The sequence below is a fragment of the Dactylosporangium sp. McL0621 genome (genome assembly GCF_049995355.1).
Lineage (GTDB): Bacteria > Actinomycetota > Actinomycetes > Mycobacteriales > Micromonosporaceae > Dactylosporangium.
Genome location: NZ_CP188259.1, coordinates 3,345,269 through 3,368,125 on the forward strand (window position 1 = coordinate 3,345,269; position 22,857 = coordinate 3,368,125).

At 73.1% G+C, this 22,857-nt stretch carries 26 protein-coding genes; 11 read left to right on the forward strand and 15 right to left on the reverse strand.

What is annotated here, in order from left to right; translation table 11 throughout:
- Positions 1–49: 49 nt before the first annotated feature.
- From ACPPVO_RS15735 to ACPPVO_RS15745, 3 genes are read right to left on the reverse strand one after another with little or no spacing between them, the layout of a single operon-like run.
- Positions 50–781 (reverse strand): glucose 1-dehydrogenase, encoded by a 732-nt coding sequence (locus ACPPVO_RS15735; RefSeq protein ID WP_426511944.1) that lies wholly within the window; start codon positions 779–781, stop codon positions 50–52.
- Positions 782–790: 9 nt separating this feature from the next.
- On the reverse strand, positions 791–1,765 hold the full coding sequence (locus ACPPVO_RS15740; RefSeq protein WP_426511945.1) for a glutathione S-transferase family protein: 975 nt from the start codon (positions 1,763–1,765) through the stop codon (positions 791–793).
- A gap of 7 nt (positions 1,766–1,772) precedes the next feature.
- Positions 1,773–2,459 (reverse strand): SDR family oxidoreductase, encoded by a 687-nt coding sequence (locus ACPPVO_RS15745; RefSeq protein WP_426511946.1) that lies wholly within the window; start codon positions 2,457–2,459, stop codon positions 1,773–1,775.
- Positions 2,460–2,554: 95 nt separating this feature from the next.
- Here ACPPVO_RS15745 and ACPPVO_RS15750 point away from each other — a divergent pair, with 95 nt between their 5' ends.
- Together ACPPVO_RS15750 and ACPPVO_RS15755 are read left to right on the forward strand one after the other, a co-directional pair.
- Entirely contained in the window at positions 2,555–3,109 is a 555-nt protein-coding gene (locus tag ACPPVO_RS15750; RefSeq protein ID WP_426511947.1) for a TetR/AcrR family transcriptional regulator, read from the forward strand.
- Between the two features lie 110 nt (positions 3,110–3,219).
- Entirely contained in the window at positions 3,220–3,555 is a 336-nt protein-coding gene (locus tag ACPPVO_RS15755; RefSeq protein ID WP_426511948.1) for a DUF1330 domain-containing protein, read from the forward strand.
- Positions 3,556–3,601: 46 nt separating this feature from the next.
- On the opposite strand, the gene ACPPVO_RS15760 is transcribed toward ACPPVO_RS15755, so the two are convergent.
- Together ACPPVO_RS15760 and ACPPVO_RS15765 are read right to left on the reverse strand one after the other, a co-directional pair.
- Positions 3,602–5,443: a transglycosylase domain-containing protein gene (locus tag ACPPVO_RS15760; protein WP_426511949.1), complete on the reverse strand. Its 1,842-nt coding sequence runs from the start codon at positions 5,441–5,443 to the stop codon at positions 3,602–3,604.
- A gap of 45 nt (positions 5,444–5,488) precedes the next feature.
- On the reverse strand, positions 5,489–6,553 hold the full coding sequence (locus ACPPVO_RS15765; RefSeq protein ID WP_426511950.1) for a serine hydrolase domain-containing protein: 1,065 nt from the start codon (positions 6,551–6,553) through the stop codon (positions 5,489–5,491).
- 61 nt (positions 6,554–6,614) lie between these two features.
- Between ACPPVO_RS15765 and ACPPVO_RS15770 the strand changes: the two genes are divergently transcribed.
- From ACPPVO_RS15770 to ACPPVO_RS15780, 3 genes are read left to right on the forward strand one after another with little or no spacing between them, the layout of a single operon-like run.
- Positions 6,615–7,721, forward strand: coding sequence for a TIGR03364 family FAD-dependent oxidoreductase (locus tag ACPPVO_RS15770; protein WP_426511951.1), 1,107 nt, complete (start codon positions 6,615–6,617; stop codon positions 7,719–7,721).
- 23 nt (positions 7,722–7,744) lie between these two features.
- Entirely contained in the window at positions 7,745–8,401 is a 657-nt protein-coding gene (locus ACPPVO_RS15775; RefSeq protein WP_426514634.1) for a phosphonatase-like hydrolase, read from the forward strand.
- Between the two features lie 29 nt (positions 8,402–8,430).
- The gene (locus ACPPVO_RS15780) at positions 8,431–9,015 is read left to right on the forward strand and encodes a dihydrofolate reductase family protein (protein ID WP_426511952.1); all 585 of its coding nucleotides are present in this window, start codon (positions 8,431–8,433) and stop codon (positions 9,013–9,015) included.
- 350 nt (positions 9,016–9,365) lie between these two features.
- Here ACPPVO_RS15780 and ACPPVO_RS15785 read toward each other — a convergent pair whose 3' ends face one another.
- The 6 genes from ACPPVO_RS15785 to ACPPVO_RS15810 all read right to left on the reverse strand — a co-directional run bounded on the left by ACPPVO_RS15785 (position 9,366) and on the right by ACPPVO_RS15810 (position 14,472).
- The gene (locus ACPPVO_RS15785) at positions 9,366–9,542 is read right to left on the reverse strand and encodes a hypothetical protein (protein WP_426511953.1); all 177 of its coding nucleotides are present in this window, start codon (positions 9,540–9,542) and stop codon (positions 9,366–9,368) included.
- Positions 9,543–9,769: 227 nt separating this feature from the next.
- A complete protein-coding gene (locus ACPPVO_RS15790) occupies positions 9,770–10,969 on the reverse strand; it encodes an FAD-dependent oxidoreductase (protein WP_426511954.1) in 1,200 nt (399 codons plus the stop codon).
- A 62-nt stretch (positions 10,970–11,031) separates the two neighbouring features.
- Complete coding sequence (locus ACPPVO_RS15795; RefSeq protein ID WP_426511955.1) at positions 11,032–11,628, reverse strand: PadR family transcriptional regulator; 597 nt, start codon at positions 11,626–11,628, stop codon at positions 11,032–11,034.
- Entirely contained in the window at positions 11,625–12,482 is an 858-nt protein-coding gene (locus tag ACPPVO_RS15800) for an oxidoreductase (RefSeq protein WP_426511956.1), read from the reverse strand. The genes ACPPVO_RS15795 and ACPPVO_RS15800 overlap by 4 nt, the downstream gene beginning before the upstream one ends.
- 13 nt (positions 12,483–12,495) lie before the next feature.
- Positions 12,496–13,377 (reverse strand): hypothetical protein, encoded by an 882-nt coding sequence (locus tag ACPPVO_RS15805; protein ID WP_426511957.1) that lies wholly within the window; start codon positions 13,375–13,377, stop codon positions 12,496–12,498.
- A 3-nt stretch (positions 13,378–13,380) separates the two neighbouring features.
- On the reverse strand, positions 13,381–14,472 hold the full coding sequence (locus ACPPVO_RS15810) for an SPFH domain-containing protein (RefSeq protein WP_426511958.1): 1,092 nt from the start codon (positions 14,470–14,472) through the stop codon (positions 13,381–13,383).
- 76 nt (positions 14,473–14,548) lie between these two features.
- Between ACPPVO_RS15810 and ACPPVO_RS15815 the strand changes: the two genes are divergently transcribed.
- Positions 14,549–15,214: an NUDIX hydrolase gene (locus ACPPVO_RS15815; RefSeq protein ID WP_426511959.1), complete on the forward strand. Its 666-nt coding sequence runs from the start codon at positions 14,549–14,551 to the stop codon at positions 15,212–15,214.
- A 1,053-nt stretch (positions 15,215–16,267) separates the two neighbouring features.
- On the opposite strand, the gene ACPPVO_RS15820 is transcribed toward ACPPVO_RS15815, so the two are convergent.
- Positions 16,268–16,966: a hypothetical protein gene (locus tag ACPPVO_RS15820; RefSeq protein ID WP_426511960.1), complete on the reverse strand. Its 699-nt coding sequence runs from the start codon at positions 16,964–16,966 to the stop codon at positions 16,268–16,270.
- On the reverse strand, positions 16,963–17,730 hold the full coding sequence (locus ACPPVO_RS15825; protein ID WP_426511961.1) for an SDR family NAD(P)-dependent oxidoreductase: 768 nt from the start codon (positions 17,728–17,730) through the stop codon (positions 16,963–16,965). Before ACPPVO_RS15825 ends, ACPPVO_RS15820 begins: the two co-directional genes overlap by 4 nt.
- 70 nt (positions 17,731–17,800) lie before the next feature.
- On the opposite strand from ACPPVO_RS15825, the gene ACPPVO_RS15830 reads away from it, so the two are divergent.
- Together ACPPVO_RS15830 and ACPPVO_RS15835 are read left to right on the forward strand one after the other, a co-directional pair.
- Complete coding sequence (locus tag ACPPVO_RS15830) at positions 17,801–18,307, forward strand: MarR family winged helix-turn-helix transcriptional regulator (protein ID WP_426511962.1); 507 nt, start codon at positions 17,801–17,803, stop codon at positions 18,305–18,307.
- Positions 18,308–18,949: 642 nt separating this feature from the next.
- Entirely contained in the window at positions 18,950–19,513 is a 564-nt protein-coding gene (locus ACPPVO_RS15835) for a hypothetical protein (RefSeq protein ID WP_426511963.1), read from the forward strand.
- Positions 19,514–20,011: 498 nt separating this feature from the next.
- Here the strand turns inward: ACPPVO_RS15835 and ACPPVO_RS15840 are convergent, their stop codons facing one another.
- Positions 20,012–20,215: a hypothetical protein gene (locus ACPPVO_RS15840; RefSeq protein WP_360381531.1), complete on the reverse strand. Its 204-nt coding sequence runs from the start codon at positions 20,213–20,215 to the stop codon at positions 20,012–20,014.
- A 95-nt stretch (positions 20,216–20,310) separates the two neighbouring features.
- Between ACPPVO_RS15840 and ACPPVO_RS15845 the strand changes: the two genes are divergently transcribed.
- On the forward strand, positions 20,311–20,763 hold the full coding sequence (locus tag ACPPVO_RS15845) for a MarR family winged helix-turn-helix transcriptional regulator (protein WP_360381529.1): 453 nt from the start codon (positions 20,311–20,313) through the stop codon (positions 20,761–20,763).
- 3 nt (positions 20,764–20,766) lie between these two features.
- Here ACPPVO_RS15845 and ACPPVO_RS15850 read toward each other — a convergent pair whose 3' ends face one another.
- Entirely contained in the window at positions 20,767–22,038 is a 1,272-nt protein-coding gene (locus ACPPVO_RS15850) for an FAD-dependent oxidoreductase (protein ID WP_426514635.1), read from the reverse strand.
- Between the two features lie 112 nt (positions 22,039–22,150).
- Between ACPPVO_RS15850 and ACPPVO_RS15855 the strand changes: the two genes are divergently transcribed.
- Both ACPPVO_RS15855 and ACPPVO_RS15860 read left to right on the forward strand, forming a co-directional pair.
- Entirely contained in the window at positions 22,151–22,606 is a 456-nt protein-coding gene (locus ACPPVO_RS15855; RefSeq protein ID WP_426511964.1) for a MarR family winged helix-turn-helix transcriptional regulator, read from the forward strand.
- A 25-nt stretch (positions 22,607–22,631) separates the two neighbouring features.
- Positions 22,632–22,823, forward strand: coding sequence for a helix-hairpin-helix domain-containing protein (locus ACPPVO_RS15860; protein ID WP_426511965.1), 192 nt, complete (start codon positions 22,632–22,634; stop codon positions 22,821–22,823).
- Positions 22,824–22,857 lie beyond the last annotated feature (34 nt).

Below are 22,857 nucleotides of genomic sequence, written 5' to 3' on the forward strand. Positions count from 1 at the left end.
GCCGGCGGGTGAGGCGCGACGGCCGGCTGACCGGCCCGGACCTGCGCGCCTACAGGCCGCCGGCGACGCGCAGCGTGGTGCCGGTGGCGTAGGAGGCGGCCGGGCTCAGCAGCCAGGCGATCGCCTCGGCGATCTCCTCCGGGGTGCCGAGCCGCCCGGCCGGGATGCGCGCGACGACGTTCGCGGCCCGGTTCGGGTCGCCGGTCTGCTCGTGGATCTCGGTGTGCACGAAGCCGGGCGCGACGCCGTTGACCCGGACGCCGGCCGCCGCCAGCTCCTTGGCCAGGCCCAGGGTCAGCGCGTCGACGGCGGCCTTGCTCGCCGCGTAGTGCACGTAGTTGCCGGGGCTGCCGAGCGTCGCCGCGGTCGAGGAGACGTTCACGATCGCGCCGCCCGCGGTCATCACGCGGGCGGCCTGGCGGGCGCACAGGAACGCGCCGATGACGTTGACGTCCATGACGCGGCGCAGCTCGCCGGTGTCGAGGTCGGCCACGGGGCCCAGGGTCGAGGCGATGCCGGCGTTGTTCACCAGGCCGGTGACCGGGCCGAGATGCTGCGCGGCCGCGTCGAACAGGGCCAGCACGTCGTCCTCGGCCGAGGTGTCGCCGCGCACCGCGACCGCGTCGGCGCCCGCGGCCCGCACGCCCGCGACGACCTGCTCGGCCGCGCGGGCGTTGCTGCGGTACCCGACGGCGATGCGGTGCCCGTCGCGGGCCAGGCGCAGGCAGGTCGCCGCGCCGATGCCCCGGCTGCCGCCGGTCACGACCGTGACGTGTTCCATCCGCCGAAGCTACCGGTCGGCGGGGGCCGTGGGCGGCGTTCCGGCCCCGAACGGGCGCCCGCCGAGCGCCTCGCGGCCGTGCGGCTGGGACCAGCCGGACAGGTCCGGGCCGAGCGGGACGACGCCGGACGGGTTGATGTCGCGGTGGACCACGTAGTAGTGGCGCTTGATGTGCTCGAAGTTCACCGTGTCGCCGAAGCCCGGGGTCTGGAACAGGTCCCGCGCGTAGGCCCACAGGACCGGCAGCTCGGTGAGCTTCTGCCGGTTGCACTTGAAGTGGCCGTGGTACACGGGGTCGAAGCGGACCAGCGTGGTGAACAGCCGCACGTCGGCCTCGGTGATGGTGTCGCCGACGAGGTACCGCTGCCGCTCCAGCCGCGCCGAGAGCCAGTCGAGGCGGGCGAAGAGGCGCGCGTAGGCGGCCTCGTAGGCCTCCTGGGAACCGGCGAAGCCCGCCCGGTACACCCCGTTGTTGACGTCCTTGAAGACGAGCTGCATGACCTCGTCGATCTCGCCGCGCAGCGCCTCGGGGTAGAGCTCGGGCGCGCCCTCGCGGTGGTGGGCCCGCCACTGCGTCGACAGGTCCAGCGTCAGCGGCGCGTAGTCGTTGGTGACGACCTCGCCGGAGGGGACGTCGACGATCGCGGGCACGGTGATGCCGCGCTCGTAGCCGGGGAAGCGCTTGAGGTACGCGTCCTGGATGCGCTCGATGCCCAGCACCGGGTCCCGGCCGCCGGGGTCGAGGTCGAACGTCCAGCTGCGCGCGTCGTGCGTCGGCCCGCACACGCCCATGGACAGCACGTCCTCGAGCCCCAGCAGCCGGCGCACGATGATCGCCCGGCTGGCCCACGGGCAGGCACGGCTCACGATCAGCCGGTACCGCCCCGGCTCGACCGGCCAGCCGTCCCGCCCGTCGGCGGTGATGCGGTCGGAGATGTACCGCGCGTCCCGCTTGAACTCGCCGTCGGCCCGGTAGGTGCTCATCGCCCCATTAGACCAGTTGCGGGTACAGCGCGGCCGGGTCGGCGGACAGCCCGCGCTTCACGGTGCGGGTGAGCTCGTCGGCGAGCACCTCGAACGCGCCCGCCTCGATGCCGTCCAGCGCCTGCCGGGCCACGTCCTGCGGGCTGGTCTTGGGCGCGTCGATGCCCCGGGTCATGTCGGTGTCGATGTACCCGACGTGCAGCCCCGTCACCTTGGTGCCCTGCGCCGCCAGCTCGATCCGGAACGCGTTTGTGGCCTGCCACACGGCCGCCTTGGTGGAGCTGTACGAGGTGCCCTGCGAGATCCAGCTCAGCACCGAGTGCACGTCGAGCACGTGGCCGCCGCCGTTGGCCGCGAGCACCGGGGCGAACGCGCGGGTGACGTTTATCGTGCCGAAGAAGTTCGTCTCGAACTCGCGGCGGATGTCGTCGAGGTCGCCGTGCAGCAGGCTGCTGTCGGTGGTGATGCCGGCGTTGTTGATGAGCACGGTGACGTCAGGCGCCTCGGCGGCGGCCCGGCGTACCGACTCCGGATCCGTCACGTCGAGGGCCAGCGGCACGGCGCCGGGCGTGCTCACCGACCTGGGGTCGCGCGCCGCCGCGTAGACCTTGCGCGCGCCCCGCGCCAGCGCCTCCTCGACAAACGCCTTGCCCAGGCCCCGGTTGCCGCCGGTGACCAGCACGACCTCGTTCATCGCATGCACCCTTCGCTCGCTCCCGGAAACCGATCGGTTTCCGCGTGTGCCCCTACGGTAGACCGATCGGTTTCCAATTGGGTAGACTGGTTCGTGTGACCTCCATCGCCCCGCCCCGCGAACGGCTGCTCAGGGCCGCGGCCGAGCTGTTCTACGCCGAGGGCTCGGCCGCGGTCGGCGTCGAGCGCCTGTGCAAGGCCGCGGGCGTGTCGAAGCGGTCGATGTACCAGCTGTTCACCACCAAGGACGAAGTGATCGCCGAGAGCCTGCGCACCTACGGCCCGGCGACGGTCGCGTCCTACTTCCCCGACCCGGCGGCGGACATGCCCCCGCGCGAGCGCATCCTGCACGTGTTCGCCCGGCTGGAGGAGCAGGCCGGCACCGGCCCCTTCCACGGCTGCCCGTTCGTGAACACCGCGGTGGAGCTGCACGACCCCGCCCACGAGGCGTCGATCGTGGCCTTGTCGTTCAAAAAGCGCCTGGAGTCGTACTTCCTGGAGCACGCGACCGCACTGGGCGCCGCCGACCCGCCCTTCCTGGCCGCGCAGCTGACCATGCTCTTCGACGGCGCGGCCGTGCGAGCGGTCATGCGAGCCGAGCCCCTGTCCGGCCTGTCCCTGCGCGCCGCGACCAACCTGCTGAGTTTCTAGCTCGCTGCCGCTCGCGGCGGGGGAGCTGCGCCCTCATTGCGGTACTCCTGCAGGATGATGACCTCGCAGGTCATCGACATGTTGATCACCGGGCGATCATGATCGAAAGTATGAACGGATACGCGATAGCGCACCTCTACGACCGCAGCGATCACGATGACGTTCTCGACTACCTGGAGCGGATCGATGCGACGCTCGCGCCGTTCGGGGGTCACTTCCTGGCCCACGGCCCACAGGTCGAGGTGCGCGAGGGCGAGTGGCCCGGCACGGTGGTGATCCTCGAGTTCCCGAGCCTGACCGCGGCGCGCTCGTGGTACGACTCGCCCGCCTACCAGAAGATCAAGCATTTACGCACCGACCACATCGACGGCGCCGCGATCCTCTTCGAGGGCGTCGCCGCCGACCACGACTCGGCCAAGATGGCCGCCGCGAAACGCGGTTCCTGACCTCGCGCGGGGTACGCGACGGCCACGACGCCGCGAAGATGGCCGGTCAGGCGTTGCCCGCCTTCGGGTCGCCGATCAGCGGGGGCTGGGCGATGTCCGTGCGGGCCGTGCCCAGGGCCGCGCCCATGAACTGCCGGTAGACGGTCGCCGGCAGGGTCGCGCCGGTCACGGGGGCGCCGGCGCGGTCGATCAGCGGGCGCTCCTCGGCCTTGTTGCCGACCCACACCGCGGCCGCCACCTGCGGGGCGAAGCCGGCCGCGGTGGCGTGGGCGGGACGGTTCAGGTCGCCGCCGAGGGGCCAGTCGCCGACCGCCAGGGAGGTCTGCCGGCCGTCGGCCAGGCGCCCGGCCGGCTGCTGGGTGAGCGCCCAGGCCACGTTGCGCGCGATGGCCTGGTCGACGCCCGTGTCCGCGGTCTCCGGGGCGCGGTAGGTGGTGCGGCTGCCCTGGGTCACCGACGCGATGAGGTGCGGGCGGGCCCGGCGCCCGTCCGCGGCGAACGTCGCCATGACGTTGGCCTGGTCGGTGAGCGTCATCGGGTACTGCCCGAAGGCCATCTCCGGGCCGAACCACTTCGGGAACAGCTCGTTGCCGGGGCGGTCGAGCGCGACCGCCTCGGCCTTGCCGTCCACCGCGGACCACATGGTGCCGACCCCGGCCGCCCGGGCCATGTCGAGCACGGCCGCCGGGCCGGTCTTCTCGGCCACCCCGAACAGCGGCACGCGCAGCCCGTCGCGCTGGGCGTCCAGCAGCGTGCACGACGGCTTGCCGCCCGGGCAGCGGTGCACGTCGCGCACCGGGTTGCCGGCCTTGGCGGTGCGGCCCGAGCCCGGGTAGTCCATCTCCGCCGGCGCCTGCCACTTCGACTGCAGCGAGATGCCGGCCTTCAGCGCCGCGGCCACCGTGATCGGGGCGAACACATTGCCCGGCGGGTGGGCCCCGGCGTAGTCGACCCCGGCGCCGCTGTTGCCGCCGTAGTAGGCCAGGACACGACCGGTCAGCGGCTGTACCGCCACCGCGCCGGCCTGCACGTTGGCGGGCTGGCCGTCCATCGCCCCGCCGACCGCGCCGAGCAGCGAGCCCTGCAGCTTCCGGTCGATGGTGGTCGAGATCCGGGCGCCCGCGGCGGGCAGTTTGAGCGCGTCGTACTCCACCATGACCCGCTGCCGGATGACCCCCTCGCTGCCGGCCGGGCGCAGCGCGTCGTGCCGCTTCGCCGCGTCCTCGGCGGTGCGGGTGGTGCCCTCGGGGAAGACCACGCCGGCCCCGCCGCCGGTCATCTGCTTGCGGATCTCGTCGAACCGCTTGCGGGCCGCGTCGGCGTGCATCGTCGGGTCGTAGGCGCCGTTGCCGGGCGCGTCCAGCTGCGCGGCGAGCACGACCGCCTCGCCCGGCGACAGGGTCGCGGCCGGCTTGTCGTAGAAGGCCTGCGCGGCCGCCTCGATACCGTAGGCGAGGCGCCCGAAGTACATCGTGTTGAGGTACCGGTCGAGGACGGCGTCGCGGCCGAGGCGGTCCTCGATCTTGCCCGCGATCACCTGCAGCCGGGTCCCGCCGAGGTTCTCGTCGTCGAGCACCTTGCGGGTGTACTGCACGCTGATGCGCGTCGGCCGCCCGAACCAGTGCCCGTCGCGGAAGCCGGGGTCCTCGGCGGCGATGACGGCGTCGGCCACGTACCCCGGCAGCCGCGCGGTGTCGATCGGCACCTGGTCGTCCTTGCCAGTGCGGGCCATGAGTGTGCCGTCGGCGTAGAGGATCTCGGTCGACCCGCCCGGCTCCGGCAGGTCGGGCACGGCGACGCTGCCGGCGTAGATGCCGGCGGCCGCGGCGGCCCCGCCGAGCAGCACGACGACGATCGCGGCCCCGGCGAGCACCCGTTTTCTGGTCATCTGCGTCAGTCCTCCCCATGGACTGACGCATCGTACGCCGTCGTTCTAAGCGAGCCCGGCCTCGACCGCGTCGTAGAGCGCGTTGCCGCGATCATGCCCGGCCAGGTGCCGCGTCACGTAGGCCATCCGGTACCCGTCCGGCTCGGCGAGGTACCCGCCCGCCGACGAGCCGCCGATGCCGCCCATGCCGATCCACGCCTCGTCGCGGCGGAAGCCCAGGGTCCAGACCGCCTCCTCCTCGAGCAGCCGGTCCACCCCCTCCGCCTGCGGCGCGAGCGCCTCGGCCAGCAGGTCCGCGGGCAGCAGCCGGGGGAGGGCCTGGTACAGCCCGGCCAGCCCGCGCGCGGTCGCGTGCAGGTTCACGGCCGGCAGCTCGCCGCCGCGCCAGGCGTCGCCGTTGAGCACCGCGGGGTCGAGCAGCCCGGCCGGGTTGCCCAGCGCGCGGGCCCACAGCTCGCCGTGGCCGTGCACCGACTCCTCGGCCCAGCCCGGGTCGCGGTGCTCCAGCTCGGCGCAGCGGGCCCGGTCGGCCGCCGGCACCCCGAAGTGCACGTCGTGGCCGAGGCCGCGCACCACGTCGCCGACCGTCTCCCCGGTCGCGCCGCGCAGGATGGCGCCGAGAATGTTGCCGTACGTCAGCGCGTGCTCGCCCACCGCCGTGCCCGGCTCCCACTCCAGCGGCGAGGCGGCGATCGCGGCCGTGAACCGCGGCCAGTCCAGGCCCGCCGCGGCGTCGAGCGGCTCGGCGACCGCGGGCAGGCCGAGCTGGTGGGCCAGGGCGTGGCGGACGGTGCCGCGCTCGTGCCGGAACGCCGGCCAGTACGTCGCGACCGGCTCGTCGAGCCCGATCCGGCCCTCGGCGACGCGGGCGAGCACGGCCAGGGCCGCGACCGGCTTGCCGGCCGAGAACACCGTGGCCAGGGTGCCGGCCCGCCACGGCCGGGTGCGGGCGGCGTCGGCCCAGCCGCCCCACAGGTCCACGACCAGCTCGCCGCCGGCGTAGGCGGCGACCGAGGCACCCGTCTCCGCGCCGGACCCGAGCAGTTCGCCGAAGACCTCGGCGACCGGCTCGAAACCCTTCGCGACGGTACCGCTGACCAGTTCGTGCATTCGCCCCGCCTCTTCGGCTCGCCTTCTCGGTGCGTTCATCCGCACTATGCATGCTCCACGCGTGCGAATCGTGATCGTCGGCGGGGGCGTGCTCGGGACCATGCACGCGTGGCACGCGGTACGCCGCGGCCACGAGGTGGTGCAGCTGGAGCGCGAGGCCGAGGCCCGCGGCGCGTCGGTGCGCAACTTCGGGCTCGTCTGGGTCTCCGGGCGCGCCGGCGGGGCCGAGCTGGCGACCGCGCAGCGCGCCCGCACGCTGTGGGAGCAGATCGGCGCCGAGGTGCCCGGGGTCGGCTTCCGCGCCAACGGCTCCCTGACCCTGATCCGCACCGAGGCCGAGTGGGCGGTCGCCGCGGCGGCCGCGGCCGCTCCCGACGCGGCCGCGCGCGGGTGGCGGCTGGTCGAAGCTCGTGAGGTACAACTGCTGAACCCGGCGCTGCGCGGGGACTTCCTCGGGGCGCTGCACTGCGCCCGCGACGGTGCCGTCGAATCCCGCGTGGCGCTGCCGGCGCTGCGGGCCGCCCTGGCCCCGACCGGCCGCTACACGTGGCTGCCCGGGCGCGAGGTGCGCGCCGTCGCCGAGGGGTCGGTGCGCGACGACACCGGCGCGGTACACGGCGCCGACCACGTGGTCCTGGCCACCGGGGCGGCGCTGGGCGGGCTGGTGCGCGAGCTTGCGGCGGCGGTACCGGTCCGGCGCGTGTGGCTGCAGATGGCGCAGACGGCACCGCTGGGGGAGCCGCTGACCACGTCCGTCGCGGATGCCGACAGCTTCCGGTACTACCCCGCCTACGACCCGGCGCCACTGGCGGCCCAGCCGCAGCCGCCGGTCGCCGCCGAGCACAGGATGCAGCTGCTCATGGTGCAGCGCCTCGACGGCGGGCTCACCATCGGCGACACCCACGCGTACGCCGAGCCGTTCCCGTTCGACGAGGTCGAGGCGCCCTACGACCACCTGACCGAGGTCGCGTCCGCGCTGCTGGGCCGGGCGCTGCCGCGCATCGAGCGGCGCTGGAACGGCGTGTACGCGCAGTGCCTCGACCCCGCCGCCGTCGCCTTCCGCTCGGCCGTCGCGCCCGGGGTCTGGCTCGTGACCGGGCCGGGCGGGCGCGGCATGACCTGTTCCCCCGCCATCGCCGAGCAGACCGCCGAGGAGCTGTCGTGGTAGCCGTCGACCTCGTGGTGCTGGACATGGCCGGCACCACCGTGCAGGACGGCGGGCTCGTCGAGCGCGCCTTCACCGCGGCCATCGGGGAGCAGGGCGTGCACCCCGGCGACCCGGTCTACGACGACATGCTCGCCCACGTGCGCGCCACCATGGGCGAGTCGAAGATCAGCGTCTTCCGGCACCTGCTCGGCGGCGACGAGGCCCGCGCGCAGGCCGGCAACGCGGCGTTCGAGCACGCCTACGGCGAGCTGGTCGCCGAGGGCCACTGCGCCCCGATCCCCGGCGCCGCCGACGTCATCGAGCGGCTGCGTACCGCGGGCGTGAAGGTCGCGCTCACCACCGGCTTCTCGCGCGCCACGGCCGACCGCATCCTCGCCGCGCTGGGGTGGCAGGACATCGCCGACCTCACGCTGGTGCCGGCCGAGGCGGGGCGCGGCCGCCCGTACCCGGACCTCGTGCTCACGACCGTCATGCGCCTGGGCCTCGACGACGTGCGCGCGGTGGCGACGGCGGGGGACACGACGTACGACGTGCAGTGCGGCCTGCGCGCGGGCGCCCGCATCGTCACCGGCGTGCTGACCGGCGCCCACGACGCCGAGGCCCTGCACGCCGCGGGCGCGACCCACGTCCTGGACTCCGTGCGCGACCTGCCCGACATTACTTTTGCCGAACGCCGATGAGTCCGGTGCGGCGCCGGCGTTACACGGGCGTGACGAACACAGTGATCGCCGACATGACGATGTCCCTCGACGGCTTCATCGCGGACCCGCAGGACGGGTGCGAGGAGCTCTTCGGCTGGTTCTCCAACGGCCCCGTCGCCGTACCCGCCCCGGGCTCGCCGGGCTTCGCCTTCCAGACGTCCGAGGCCAGCGCCCGCCACCTGCGCTCCGGCATCGAGAACGTCGGCGCGCTGGTCTGCGGCCGGCGCCTCTTCGACTACACCAACGGCTGGGACGGGTCGCACCCGATGGGCGTGCCGGTCGTGGTGGTGTCGCACCGCCCGGCCGCGCCCGGCTCCCCGTTCACCTTCACCGGCTCGGTCGAGTCCGCGATCGCGGCGGCGAAGGAGCTCGCGGGCCCGTCGAGGTGGGTGGGGGTGGCGAGCGCGTCGATCGCCCGGCAGTGCCTCGAGCTGGGGCTGCTGGACGAGATCCGGGTGTCGCTGGCGCCGGTACTGCTGGGCAAGGGCATCCCGTGGTTCGCGGACGTGGCTTCGGCGCCGGTGCGGCTGTCCGACCCGGAGATCGTCGCCGGTACCCGGGTGACGCACCTCTACTACAAGGTGCTGCGCTGACGGGCAACCGCCCCACCGCGGTCGGCGGTGGGGCGGCGGCGGGTTCTACGCTCTCAGCCCGGCATGCTCTGGCCTGATCCCGACATGCCGGGGCTCCGCGCCACGACATGTGGACCTGCGGTCTGAGCCCGACATGCTGCGGTCTTCCCGACATGTCGGGTGCTCCGTGCCACAGCATGTGGAACTGCGGTCTTAGCCCCGGCCTGCTGTGGCCTGATCCCGACATGTCGGGCGCTCCGCGCCACGACATGTCGGATTTATAGGTCGTCAGGCGATAAATGAGATAAGTCGCGGCGCGGAGCGCCCGACTTATCGGAAACGCCGCCGCGAACCGCCCGGCCCGGCCCGGCTCAGTTCCAGGACGCCGTGGACCAGTCGTCGCTGGACCAGTAGTGCCCGGACCACGTGCCGTCGACCAGTAGTGCCCCGACCAGTAGTGCCCGGACCAGTCCGGGTCGCTCCACGTCGACGCGCCGCCCCATGGGGAGCCCGTCCACGACGCCGCAGCCCACGTCTTCGAGGCCCACGACTTCCCCGTCCAGCCGTCGCCGGTCAGGCGGTAGCCCATCCAGAGCCCGCCGCTCCAGGCGTCCAGCGACGCGCTCCTCGGCGCCCAGGTCGCGCTCGACAGCGGGCCCCAGACCGTGGCCTCGCCGCTCAGGGCGACGTTGTCGCGCACCACGTGGCTGTCGCCGCGGCGGCGCTGCCGTCATCAGTGCGCGGGCAACGCTCACTGAACCGCACCCGCCCCCTGTCAGCCGGTGCTGCGCGACATCATCCGTTCGCCCGGCACGACGGGCGCGTCGAAGTCGATCGGGTGGTCGAACTGCCAGGCGAACCTCTCCGGATCGCCGAACGCCTTCATCGCCACGGGCATGATCAGGTCGCGCAGGACGCGGGCGACCGGGCCGGCCGCCTTGTCGGCGTTGGTGCGCCCGGCCATCTTGATGATCCGTTCGACGCGCGCCCGGCGCAGCTGCTCGTAGGTGGCGAAGGCGCGCTCGACGGGCAGGTCGCGCAGGCACCGGGCCAGCTGTACCGCGCTCTCGATGGCCAGCGACACGCCCTGGCCCGAGCTCGGGGACGTGGCGTGGGCGGCGTCGCCGACGAGTACCACCCGGCCCCGGTGCCACACGGGAACGCTCGGCATGTCCTCCAGCCCGCCGGTGATGACGAGCTCCTCGGGGCGCGTGCGGCGGACCATCTCCACCGCGGGGGTGCGGTCGTCGCGGAAGAGCTCGGCGATGCGGCGCAGCCACTCCTCGGCCGGGGTCGAGCGGGCCTCCGCGGCGCTCATCGGCGTGGGGTGCGGCAGGTTCGCGAACCAGCCGGCCTCGTCGGGCTCGATCTGGTACCCGAAGAACGCCCGCTTGCCGAAGACCATGTGCATCTTCGGGCCGGTCGGGGCCAGCCCGTCGCCCGGGCACCGTGCGCCGAAGCCGAGCAGCCCGGCGTACCGCGGCGACGGCGCCCCGGGGTCGATGGCGGCCCGCACGGTGGAGCGGATGCCGTCGGCGCCGATGAGGATGTCCCCGGCCGCCGTGCTGCCGTCGGCGAACGTGGCGGTCGCGTCCTGCAGCGAGACCAGGCGCTTGCCGTGCTCGATGCGGATCCCGCGCCGTTCGGCCTCGGCGTAGAGGGCGCGGTACAGGTCGGAGCGCCAGATCAGCAGCTGCTCGGGCAGCCGCTCGGGGGCGGCGAACTCGGCCAGGCGCTTGCCCGTCCAGCTCTGCATGACCATCGCGCGCATCGGCCGCCCGGCCGCGGCCACCGCCGCGTCGGCGCCGATCGCCGCGAGCGCCTGCCGCCCGTTCGGCGCGAGGCCGAGCGCGCCGCCGACGCCGGTCGCCGTGCCGTCGTACGCCTCGTAGACCGTCGCCTCGATGCCGGCCTTCTGCAGCGCCATGGCCGCAACCGGTCCTCCGATGCCGCCACCGATGACGATCGCCCGCATGACGAACCCCCGCTCCTGGATTGGTTGGTACCAACTATCCGGGAACGACTAGTCAGTGTCAACTATTCGGGCTTGAACTCCACGCCGTGTGCGCCGGCCCACATCGGGCCCCACTCGTTGATCCGGGCGAGGAACTCGTGCACGAAGGCGATCTCGGCGTCGAGCAGGCGCAGGCGGTACACCTCCTCGATCAGGAACAATGCGGGCACCCCCTCGGCCTCGGACTGCTCGATCTGCCGGCTCGTCTCCGCGCGCTGCGTCGCGAGCCCGTCCAGCCGGGCCCGCAGCAGCGGGATGACCTCGTTCGGGGTGAGGGCCGAGACCATCGACAGGGCCGAGACGAACGCCGGGTACTCGTGCTGGGCCTCCCCGACCAGCTCGCGCAGCCAGTCATGCAGCTCGGCGCGGCCGGCGTCGGTGATCTGGTACACGGTGCGCTCGGGGCGCGCGCCCTCGCGGTTGACCTCCTGCTCGGCCACGAAGCCGGCCTTGGCCAGCTGCTGCACCACCATGTACAGCGAGCCGTGGTTGAACTTGATGCTGCGCTCGTCGCCGTGGCTGCGCAGCGTCTTGGCCAGTTCGTAGGGGTGCATCGGGGCCTGGCTCAGATAGCTCAGCACCGCGAGCGCGAGAAGGTTCCCGACCTTCCGTCGTTTCACGCGGGTGTACCCGTGACGCCCAGCGCGGCCCGCGCCTCGTCGTCGAGCTTCAGGTGCCCGGCCGCCATGTTCTCCTCCAGGTGCTCCAGCGACGCGGTGCCGGGGATGAGCAGCGTGTTCGGCGCGACGGCGAGCACCCACGCGAGCGCGACCTGCGCCGGGGTGGCGTCCAGGCGCGCGGCGACCGCCTTGACCTGCGGGTGGCCGAGCACCCGCTCGCGGCCGAAGGCGGCGCCGAGCGGGAAGAACGGCACGAAGGCGATCCCGCGCTCGGTGCACAGCTCCAGTACCGGCCGGGACTGCTGGTCGACGAGGTTGAACGGGTTCTGCACGCACACGATCTCGGTCCGGCCGAGGCCCTGGCGCAGCTGCTCCTCGTCGACGTTACTCAACCCGATGCCCTCGATCAGCCCCTCGTCGCGCAGGGCGATCATGGCGTCGAGCTGCTCGTCCAGTACCGCCGGATCGCCCTTCGTGTGCAGCCGCAGGTTCACCGCGGCCAGCCGCTCGACGCCCAGGGAGCGCAGGTTCTCCAGCACGCCGGCGCGCAGCTCCTCCGGCCGGTCGGCCGGCAGCCACGCGCCCTTCGCGTCCCGCCGCGCCCCGACCTTGCTGACCAGGGCGAGCCGCTCCGGGAACGGGTGCAGGGCGCTGCGGAGGATCTCGTTGGCGACGTCGGGGCCGTAGTACTGGGCGGTGTCGATGTGGTCGACGCCCAGGTCGACGGCCCGGCGCACCACCGCGAGGGCCTCGGCGCGGTCGCGGGGCGGCCCGAAGGCGCCGCGGCCCGGCAGCTGCATGGCGCCGAACCCGACGCGGTGGACGGTGCGCTTGCCCAGCGGGTACGTTTTCACGCTCCTTAGCGTTTCACACGACCAGGTTCAGCCGCCGCTGCGCTACACCGATGCTCACCCGCTGCCCCCAGGCCAGCTCGAGCCGGTCCGCCTCCAGCCCGTCGGCGAACACCACGAGCCGCTCGCCCTCGCAGGCCAGCTCCAGCCGCTCGTCGCGGGTGAGGCGCCCGGCGGTGAGCGTCGCGCCGGTGGCCGGGGACGGCCAGGCCTCGCGCACGAACCAGCACACCTCGGCCGCCTGGGGCTCCGGCAGCTCGGGCGGGTCGGCGCGCTCCAGCGCGATCGACGAGCACCAGCCGGTGGCGCCGGTGCCGGTGCCGACCACCACGCCCGACGACGACTGGCGTTCGCCCTGCCCGTCCGGAGTTGTGATGGTGTACCGCGCGGACTGGTGGCCGACGTGCCCGAAGTACACCTCGTTCAGGCCCAGCAGCTCCTGCCCGTCGTCGAGCCGGGCCGAGACCATGGTGCGCTCCTGCGTGGCCCGGCTCCGCAGCGTCCGGCCGAGCGAGCTTGCTTCGTGCCGCACCAGTACCCCGGGATTGCGGCCCGGCTCCGGATCGACCCCGATCACGGGCTGGCCGTCGAGGTACTTGGCCACGTTCGCCACCAGCCCGTCCTGCCCCACCGCGATCACGACGTCCTCGGGCCCGAACAGGAACCGCGGCAGGTCCTCCCGGTCGATGTGGCCGCGGCGCCAGTCGGCCGGGACGGCCGCGCCCACCGTGGTGAGCGCGGCCTGCAGCGCCGCGTGCCGCCGCGCCACCTCGTCGAGGTCCCGCCCGCGCTGGCGCAGGTAGTAGTCGGCGGCGGCGCGGGTGCCGTGCCGGGCGATCAGCTCGTCGAGCTCACTGCGCCGCGACACGACGACGGCGCGGGGCGCGAGCGTGCTCATGCGCTACTTCCCCAGCCGGTTCAGCAGCCCGGTGACCACATCGGGCGTGACCGTGAGCTGCCCGATCTCCGGCAGCTGCCCGGCGAGCTCGCGAAGGGCCAGCGCCTGCAGTACCGCGGGCGGCAGATCCCGGTACGCCGCGAGCCGCGCCGCCTCGGCCTCGCCCTCGGCCAGCCCGACCGCCCGCACCCCGTCCGCACGCGCCAGGCTGCGCAGCCGGTCCGCCTCCGCCTCGGCCGCCGCGGCGACCCGGGCCCGCTCCGCCTCGGCCTCCGCCGCCAACCGGGCCCGCTCGGCCTCGGCGACGGCCGCGACCCTGGCCCGGTCCGCCTCGGCCTGCGCCGCCACGAGCGCCGCGGCCGCGTCGAGCTCGGCCTGCCGCTGCGTGTTCGCGCCGTGCTGCTCGACGAGCTGCTGCTCCCGCCGCGCGAGCTCGATCTTGCTCTGCAGCTCGTTCTCGGCGATGGCCCGCTCCTGCTCGACGGCCCGCGCCCGGCGCGCGTACGTGGCCCGGTCGGCCTCCTGCTGTACCGCCTCCCGGGTCGGCGTCTGCAGCGCCCGCTCGAGATCGGGCTCCGGCCGGATCGCGACGACCCGCGCGGACACCACGCTGACCCCGGTGTCGGTGAGCCGCGGATCGCTGCCGAGCGCCGCCGAGACCGCCTCCCGCACCGGCGCGATGCCGGCGGTGAGCGCCTCGGTCAGCGGCAGCCGCGCGAGCAGGTCGAGCGCCGGCTGCTGCGCGAGCTCGGCCAGCAGCGTGGCAACCTGGTCGAGCGGCTGCGCCCGCCACTGCCCGGCCTTGGGGTCCACGGAGAAGTCGAGCCGCTCGGCCGCGGTGGCCGGGGCACTGATCCGGTACGTGACGGTCGCCTGCACCGTGACATCGGCGAAGTCACTCGTGCGCGCGTGGAACAGCAGCGGCAGCTCCCGGTCGTCGACGGGCACCTCGGAGAGCACGGCGTTCAACGGCCGGTACCAGAACGACTGCCCGACCCCTTCGTGGCGCACCTTGCCCTTGACGTGGTGCCGCACCCAGCTGGTGGGCGCCCCGCGCAGGTGCCGCAGAAACAACCGCCGTGTCACATCCGCCATGGCGACCTTCCCCTCGGTTATCGTCATAACGACGATATAAGTCCGAGCAGTTTCTCGTCAACGTGGTGATAAATACATGCCTTTTGCCGTAACGGTCGACCTGGTCATGCTCACGGTCCGCGCGGACGCGCTGTGCGTCCTGCTCATCCGCCGCGCCATCCCCCCGCACGAGGGCGCCTATGCCCTGCCGGGCGGCTTCGTGCGGGACGACGAGGACCTGACCGACGCGGCGATACGCGAGCTTTCGGAGGAGACGGGGGTGCACCACCCGGCGGCCCACCTGGAGCAGCTGGCCACGTACGGCGCGCCCGGCCGCGACCCGAGAGCCCGGGTGGTGACCGTCGCCTACCTGGCCCTGCTCCCGGAGGCCCCGACGCCGACCGCGGGCAGCGACGCCGCCGAGGCCGTGTGGCTCCCGGTCGCGGAGGTCCCGCCCCTGGCCTTCGACCACGAGCGCATCCTGCGCGACGGCGTGGAACGGGCGCGGGCGAAGCTCGAGTACTCCCCGCTGGCCGCCGCCTTCTGCCCCCCGGAGTTCACCATCGCCGAGCTACGCCAGGTCTACGAGGCCGTCTGGTCGGCCCGGCTGGACCCGCGCAACTTCCACCGCAAGGCCACATCGACTCCCGGCTTCGTGGTACCAACGGGCCGCTCAACAACAGGCGACCGAGGCCGCCCGGCCCAGCTCTTCAAACGCGGCCCGGCAACGGCCCTCTACCCCCCACTCCTACGGGCGGGCTGACCCCCGGCGCGCACAGCTCCACCCGCGGAGGCAGTTCACCGCCCGCGCTCCTGCGTCACCGCGCCGGCGGCCCCGCGCAGCCCACTCTCCGGACCGGCCCCAGCAACGTCTACTACCCATCGCTCCTGTGCTCCGGCTGATCCATCCCCAGCTCGCACGAGCGTCAGCCGCGGCGGCCTAATCCTCGCTCCTGCACGCCGCTTGATCCCGGATCGCACTCTTCTGCAGGAACAGCAGGGGCCGGCCCGGAGGCTGCAGCGCCGCAGCGGGATCTTTCGCCCCGACCTGTGCGCAGGCCGAACCTCGGCTCGCACGAGCTTCAGCCGTGACGGCCTGATCCTCGCCTTCTACGCGCCGGCTGATCCCGGATCGCACCCTTCTGCGGGAACAGCGGGAACAGCGGGAACAGCGGGAACAGCGGGAACAGCGGGAACAGCGGGAACAGCGGGAACAGCGGGAACAGCGGGAACAGCGGGAACAGCGGGAACAGCGGGAACAGCGGGGGCCCGGAGGCTGCGGCGCCGCAATGGGGCCTCCACCCCTGACCCGCGCGCCGGCGGACCCTGATTCCCCGGCCGGCGGGAGCTCCAGCCGTGACAGCAGGACCGGACACCGCGACTCGGCAACAGCTATCTCCCTCCGGGCTTCTACGGGTCACCAAACCGCGGGCTTCTGCGGGCGACCAGGCCGCGGGCTTCTGCGGGCGACCAGGCCGCGGGCTTCTGCGGGCGACCAGGCCGCGGGCTTCTGCGGGCGACCAGGCCGCGGGCTTCTGCGGGCGACCAGGCCGCGGGCTTCTACGGGCGGCCAGGCCGCGGGCTTCTGCGGGCCACCAAGCCGCGGCGTGCGGGTCGGTGTGGCGGCGCAGCTTGCCGTGGACGTTCATCCACGTGTGCGTCCGTTCGGCGACCCACCACCGGCCCCAGCGGAAGCGCGGCCACGGAATCTCTCAGCCGACCGCGGAGCCCGGACAAAATCCACGGCCAGCCGAGACCTGCCCGACCCAACCTCGTAGCCGGTGCCGATCTCCGCGATCATCTCCCGCCAGTCGCTCTATGTCTCGGATCGCACCCTCTGCCGTGGCAGCAGGAACCCGGCGGCGATGAGCCAGGCGAGGGCGGTGAAGCGCGCGACCGGCAGCAGGTAGGCAGCCCCGTCCACCAGCAGCGCCAGCGTCGACAGCTCCGCGACGGCCGCGATCGCCAGCCCCGCCCAGGCCAGCCACCTCGGCAGCAGCCGGGCCAGCAGCCCCGGCACCGCGATGCCGGCCAGCAACAGCCCCAGCGGCACGACGTGGGCGACGCCGCCGGCGCCGAAGTTCAGCAGTTGCAGAGCCCGGACGAGCGCCGGGTCCTCGTGCACCTCGGGCCGCGACAGCACCCAGCCGATCACGCCCGACAGCGCCAGGAACCCCGCGGCGAGTAACCCGCCGGCCAGCGCGATCGTCGGGCCGGGCACCCGGATGCCGAGCTGGTGCAGCCGCGCGCTCGCGGTCGCCGCGTAGATGGCGAGGGGGATGGCCGCCCCGAACTGGAAGGCCCCGCCGATCCGCACCGCGTCCGGGTTGTCGCGGAAGTACGCCACGATGCCCGCCCCGTCCCCGAACGGCGACGGGTACGGCTTGCCACCTGCCAGCAGCGTGCTCAGGACCAGCCCGACGAGGAACAGCGCCGCGAACACGATCGCCAGCGCCCCGAGGTGCGGCCCGCCCTGGACCCGGCGGCGCTCGGCCGCGCCTGCCGTGGCACTCATACGATCACCCTGCCGCCGGTGAGGTCGAGCGTGGCGCCGGTGATCCAGGAGGCGGCGTCGGAGGCGAGGTAGAGCACGGCCTCGGCGACGTCCTCCGGGCGGCCGATGCGGCCCAGCGGGAAATAGGTGGCGAGCTCGTCGAGCTGCTCGTCGGTCATGTGCTGCCGCATGCGGCTGTTGAGCACGGCCGACGGTGCGAGGCAGTTGACTCGGATGCCGTGCCGGCCGACCTCGGAGGCCAGGTGCTTGCTGAACATGACCACGCCCGCCTTGGCCGCGGCGTAGGCGGCGCTTGCCAGGCCGGGCATGCGGCCGGCGGTGGAGGACATCGTGACGATCGTCCCGGTGCGCCGCTCGATCATGCCGGGCAGGACCTCGCTGACGGCGAGGAAGACCGAGGTCAGGTCGGCCTCGATGGTGGCGCGCCATTGCTCGGCGCCGAGCTCGTGCGTGGGCACCGGGCGGCCCTGGCCGCCGACGAACGGGGCCAGGATGTCGACCGGGCCGAGCGCGCGCTCGACCTCTTCGCGGATGCGGTGCACGGCCGCGCCGTCGGTGGCGTCGCCGGGCACGGCCAGCGCCGTCCCGCCGGCCGCGGCTATCTCGCCGACGAGGCTCTCGACCGCGGCGGGGTCACGCCCGTTGACGGCGACGCGGACCCCGTTGGCGGCGAGCGCCCGGCATGTGGCGGCGCCGATTCCGCGGGACCCGCCGGTGACGAGGGCGACCTTGCCGGCCAGGTCGGGATGGCTGGTGAACGACATCGGACCACTCCCTTCTCGAGGCTGAATAGTTCAGTGGAGTGAATCGTTCGTTGTGGTGTACCATAGCGGCATGACGGACGGCGGGCAACCCAGGAGGCCACGAGGGGCGGCCTTCCTGCTGGCGCAGGTCGGCGCACACGCCTCGGAACGGTTTGCAGACCGGGTGCAGCGGCTCGGGCTCTCACCGGCCGAGGTCGGACTGCTGCGGATGATCAACGGGCAGCCCGGGCGCAGCCAGCAGTCGGTCGCCGTCGACCTCGGCGTGGTGCCCAGCCGCGTGGTGGTGCTCATCGACAACCTCGGGCACAAGGGCCTCGTCGAGCGGCGCACCGGCGCCACCGACCGGCGTCATCACGAGCTCTATCTGACGGTCGACGGGGAGCAGGTCATGATGGACATGCGATCGATCGCCACCGAGCACGACGACGAACTGCTCGCCGCGCTCGATCCGGACGAGCGCGCACAGCTGACGGGGCTGCTGCAGAGGATCGCGGACCAGCAGGGATTGGCGCCGGGGGTCCATCCAGGCTATCGGCAGGCGACTGGGCGCCGAAAACCTGTCGCACCAGGGAAGTGAACCGTCTCGGCGGCGACTGGGCGCTGCGAGCCTGCCGCGGCGGGGAAGTGGAGCGCTGGACGGCGACTGGGCGCTGCGAGCCTGCCGCGGCGGGGAAGCGGAGCGCTGGACGGCGACCGGGCGCTGCGAGCCTGCCGCGGCGGGGAAGCGGAGCGCTGGACGGCGACTGGGCGCTGCGAACCTGCCGCGGCGGGGAAATGGAGCGCTGGACGGCGACTGGGCGCTGAGAACAAGTCGCGGCGGGGGAGTGAAGCGTTGGGCGGTGACCGGGCGCTGAGAACCTGCCGCGGCGGGGGGAGTGGAGGGTTGGGCGGCGACAACACGGCGCGGTGAGGAAGTGAACCGCCTGGGCGGCGATCGGGCGCTGAGAACCTGTTGCGGCGGAGAAGTGAGGCGTTGGACCACTACCGGGCGCCGAACGCCTGTCGCGGCCATGCGGGGTTCGATGGTGAAGCGGTGGGCGTCGGTCGCGGACAGGGCTCCGGCGGCGCTCGACGGTAGTCAATCGCCGCATAAGCCGTCGTTGCGAGGAAATGGTGTGACCGAGTCCCGAAAACCGTCCGGGCGGGGGCAGGTAGCGTTTCGACGACCATCGGCCGGGGCCGTGACTTGGCCGGTGCGCGACCACTACGGTCTACGGGCATGAGTTCACCGCAGGACGCCGGGGCCGGGCCGGGCGAGGTTACGCCGCCGCCGGGGCCGACCACGGCCGGGCTCGGCAGCCGGATCGTGGCGCTCGCCGGGGCGATCGGGGCGCTGCTCGCGTTGGCGTTGCCGTGGGCTCGGGAGGACAACGCGGTCATCGTGGAGACGAACTTCGGCAACGCGACGCTGCTGCAGCGGGGCGGTGACGAGTGGAGCGGGTGGGTGCTCAACGGGGCCAGCCGGCTCGACGGGCATCGGCCGGTTACCGTGGCGATGGCGATGCTGATCATTACGGCCACGTTTGTGGTCGTGGGTGGGGCTTGGGCCACGTTCGAGCGGCCGCGGGTGGTCTGGGTTGCGCCGGCGTTGGCGGGGGTCGCGATTCTCACGCTCATCGTCAGTATGCCGGGGCTCGATGGGGTGGCTGGGCGGTACGGGGCCGGGCATGTGACGACCATGGAGTTCGGGGTTGCGGTGTGGCGGACGGCGTTGGCGGTCGTGGCTGTCGGGGCGATTCGGCTGGCGTTGCTGCAGGAGGCTGCCCGGCGGCGGTTGCGCTGATCCCGGCTGGGAGATGCGAGCCGTGGAAACAGCGGCGGTTGCGCTGATCCCGGCTGGGAGATGCGAGCCGTGGAAACAGCGGCGGTTGCGCTGATCCCGGCTGGGAGATGCGAGCCGTGGAAACAGCGGCGGTTGCGCTGACCCTGGCTGGGAGATGCGAGCCGCGGAAACAGGGCGGCATCGTGCAGACCGGCGCATCATGACCGCGCCGACGTGGGAGTCGATGCGGGAATAGGGCGGCGTCGCGCCCGGGCGGATGCCGGACTGGGTGGCCTCGTGAGATAGAGGCCGGAGTGGCGTCTCGCCCGCGCAAATGCGGAGCTGGGTGGCCTCGTGGGGTCGAGACCGGCGCGCCGTCGCGGATATGGGACTGGGCGACGGCGTGGAATGGAGACCTGCGCGCCGGTGCGGAAAACTGGGTGCACTGTGCCAGCTGGTGCATCAAGACCGCACGGGACTGAGGCTGAGGGCAAAAGGCGCAACCAGCTAGCGAAGACCTCAGCGATCCGAATCCTCGGCGGCCCGCCTCGCGGCGGCGGCCCGGCGCTGGTTCTCGCGCATCTGCCGGTACTGGTCCCGCGCCTGCGGGCTCCACCCCTGCATGGCGCCCTCCACCGTCGGCGGCCCGAAGATCTGGAAGAAGAAGTTGCCCACGCGGTCCTTCTTCCCGGCGGCACGGTCGCGGCGCAGCAAACCGAACATGAGCGGCACTCCTTTGCGGTCCAATGGTTGGTGTACCAATTATTGGTGTACCGCTAGTATGGCAGCCGACAGCGTCGTGAGGAAGGGCTGCCGTGGTGACCGAGGACGCAGGAGTGCCCGATCCGCTCGCGCTGGAGCATCAGGTCTGTTTCGCGCTCGCCGTGGCGTCGCGCAACGTGATCGCGCTCTACCGGCCGTTGCTGGAGCCGATGGGGCTGACGCACCCGCAGTACCTGGTGATGCTCGCCCTGTGGCAGCACGCCACGCTCTCGGTCAAGGACCTGAGCCGGCTCCTGCAGCTCGACCCGGGCACGCTCTCGCCCCTGCTCAAGCGGCTCGAGGCCGGCGGGCTGATCCACCGGCGGCGGGCCGAGCACGACGAGCGGCTGCTCGAGGTCACGCTCACCGAGACGGGGCGGGCGCTGCGGGCCGAGGCGCAGAAGATCCCGCCGGCGGTGTTCGAGCGGCTCGGGATGCCGCTCGACGAGCTGCTGCAGCTGCACGCGGCGCTCACCCGGGTCATCGGCATCACGTCCGTGACGGAGTAGGTCTCAGCCGCGCACCTCGTACAGCTCGGCCTCGAAGCGGCGCTTCAGGGCCGGAATGCGGTCCGTCGCGCGCAGGAAGGTGCGCTGCGCGGCCAGGGCCACGCGGCCCACGACCGGGCGGTGTACGAGCTGGTCGCCGCCCGTCTGCTTCTTGGAGGCCTCGACGGCCTTGAAGCCGTACTCGATCATCTCCCGCTCGTAGTCCCGCACCGCGTCGAGGAGCGGGCGGCCGCCGGTCAGGGCCCGCACCAGGTTGTGCGCGTCGCGCAGGGCGGTGTTCGCGCCCACGCCCTGGCCCGGCGTCATGGTGTGGATCGCGTCGCCGAGCAGGGTCACGTTGTCGGTGGGCCAGGGCTCGACGCGCACCGACGTGCGGATGGTGATCGGGAAGCAGGTGCTCGCGTCCGTGAGGGCGAACAGCCGGTGCAGCCGCGGGTCCCAGCGCGGGGTCATCGCGGTGACGAGCCGGGCCAGGTCGGCTCCGGAGCGCTGCATGACGTCGGCCGGGTACTTGTCCGTCGACGCCCAGAACCCCCAGTTCAGGTAGTCCCGCGTGTTGTCGAACAGCAGCCCGGGCCACGCCGCGAGCAGTTCCCGGTCGCTGCCGCCGATCCCCGACTTGGGGCGCCCGTCGGCGGTCCAGGGGAACTCCATCGAGTGCAGGATGCACGCCATGCCGCGCGGCGCCAGCACCATGCCGATGCCCGGAAAGAGTCCTCCGGGCATGAGCGAAAGAGCCTCGGGCGTCGTCGGTACCTTCGCCGCCACCGCGATGATCCCCGCGTCCTCGAGCCGGGCGTGCGGCAGCCGCTGCTTGCGCACCGGGGAGTGCACCCCGTCGGCCCCGACGAGCACGTCGCCGGTGTCGCTGGTGCCGTCGGCGAAGTGGGCGGTGACGCGGCCGTCGGGCTCGTGCTGGTACCGGACGAAGGTCTTGTCGAAATGCAGCACGTCCTCCATCCCGGTGAAGAGCACCTGGCGCAGGGTCATGCGGCTCACGGACTTCTCGTCGTTCACGTCGTCGGTGGGCTCACGCAGCGTGAGGGTGAGCGTCGGGCGCAGGCGCTCGTCGAGGAACATGAAGCGCTCGGGGGCCTTGGCGCAGGTGGCAACGAACGTGCGGTACAACTCGGGGGGCAGGCAGGCCTTGAGCGCTCGCGATCCGTGGGGGTCGATGCCGACCCGGTATCCGTGCAGGCCGCTGGCGCGGGTGCGGTCGCGCTCGTACACGGCCACGTCGACCCCGGCCCGCCGCAGCCCGTGGGCCAGGCACATGCCGCCGGTGCCCGCCCCGATGATGATGACCTTCACGTCAGGTTACCTCGCCCATCTAGTCGCTAGAATTTCTAGTTACTTAGCGTACGAGTGATCCGGTAGGATCGCAAGGGTGAGTTCGGAACTGATCGCCGCGTTCGGGCGGGCGATGCAGGAGTACCAGCGGGCGGTCGACGCGCTCGACCAGCGCGCGGCGGACCGGCTGGGCCTCAACCGCACCGACATGCGCTGCCTGGAGCTGCTGTTCGGCCCGGAGGCGGGGCCGATGTCGCCGGGCGAGCTGGCGGTCGCGGCCGGCATGACGACCGGCGGGGTGACCACGGCGATCGACCGGCTGGAGCGCGCCGGGTACGTGACCCGCGAGCGGGACGCGGGCGACCGCCGGCGGGTGACGGTGCGCCCGACCCCGCTCGCCCTGCGGTCGGTATACGAGATCTACGGCCCGGTCGTCGAGGAGGGCAACGCGTTCCTCCAGCGCTACGACGACACCGTGCTGGCCGGCATGATCGAGGTCCTGGAGTTCTCCACGCAGCAGCACAACCGGCACCTGGCGCCGGACGGGGGGTAACGGCCGGCCGCGTACGATCGGCGGCGTGGACGACGAGCTCGACACGCTGCCGAAGATCGGCGCGCCGGCGACGCGGGCGCTGCACGACGCCGGCTACCGCAGCCTGCGCGACCTCGCGGGAGTGCCGCCGGCCGAGCTCGGCAAGCTGCACGGGGTGGGGCCCAAGGCGCTGCGCATCCTCGACGAGGCGCTCAAGCGGAACGGGCTTGTCGCCTAGCCGACCTGACGTTGTGTGGGCGGCTGCTACGTTG

Coding starts and splice junctions, on each gene's coding strand:
- ACPPVO_RS15790 (WP_426511954.1), bottom strand. CDS start 10,969: ATGCGGGCGATCGTCATCGGTGGCGGCATCGGAGGACCGGTTGCGGCC.
- ACPPVO_RS15765 (WP_426511950.1), bottom strand. CDS start 6,553: ATGCACGAACTGGTCAGCGGTACCGTCGCGAAGGGTTTCGAGCCGGTC.
- ACPPVO_RS15830 (WP_426511962.1), top strand. CDS start 17,801: ATGACGGACGGCGGGCAACCCAGGAGGCCACGAGGGGCGGCCTTCCTG.
- ACPPVO_RS15755 (WP_426511948.1), top strand. CDS start 3,220: ATGAACGGATACGCGATAGCGCACCTCTACGACCGCAGCGATCACGAT.
- ACPPVO_RS15775 (WP_426514634.1), top strand. CDS start 7,745: ATGGCCGGCACCACCGTGCAGGACGGCGGGCTCGTCGAGCGCGCCTTC.
- ACPPVO_RS15850 (WP_426514635.1), bottom strand. CDS start 22,038: ATGTGCCTGGCCCACGGGCTGCGGCGGGCCGGGGTCGACGTGGCCGTG.
- ACPPVO_RS15760 (WP_426511949.1), bottom strand. CDS start 5,443: ATGACCAGAAAACGGGTGCTCGCCGGGGCCGCGATCGTCGTCGTGCTG.
- ACPPVO_RS15735 (WP_426511944.1), bottom strand. CDS start 781: ATGGAACACGTCACGGTCGTGACCGGCGGCAGCCGGGGCATCGGCGCG.
- ACPPVO_RS15745 (WP_426511946.1), bottom strand. CDS start 2,459: ATGAACGAGGTCGTGCTGGTCACCGGCGGCAACCGGGGCCTGGGCAAG.
- ACPPVO_RS15825 (WP_426511961.1), bottom strand. CDS start 17,730: ATGTCGTTCACCAGCCATCCCGACCTGGCCGGCAAGGTCGCCCTCGTC.
- ACPPVO_RS15740 (WP_426511945.1), bottom strand. CDS start 1,765: ATGAGCACCTACCGGGCCGACGGCGAGTTCAAGCGGGACGCGCGGTAC.
- ACPPVO_RS15810 (WP_426511958.1), bottom strand. CDS start 14,472: ATGGCGGATGTGACACGGCGGTTGTTTCTGCGGCACCTGCGCGGGGCG.
- ACPPVO_RS15820 (WP_426511960.1), bottom strand. CDS start 16,966: ATGAGTGCCACGGCAGGCGCGGCCGAGCGCCGCCGGGTCCAGGGCGGG.
- ACPPVO_RS15805 (WP_426511957.1), bottom strand. CDS start 13,377: ATGAGCACGCTCGCGCCCCGCGCCGTCGTCGTGTCGCGGCGCAGTGAG.
- ACPPVO_RS15835 (WP_426511963.1), top strand. CDS start 18,950: ATGAGTTCACCGCAGGACGCCGGGGCCGGGCCGGGCGAGGTTACGCCG.
- ACPPVO_RS15840 (WP_360381531.1), bottom strand. CDS start 20,215: ATGTTCGGTTTGCTGCGCCGCGACCGTGCCGCCGGGAAGAAGGACCGC.
- ACPPVO_RS15815 (WP_426511959.1), top strand. CDS start 14,549: ATGCCTTTTGCCGTAACGGTCGACCTGGTCATGCTCACGGTCCGCGCG.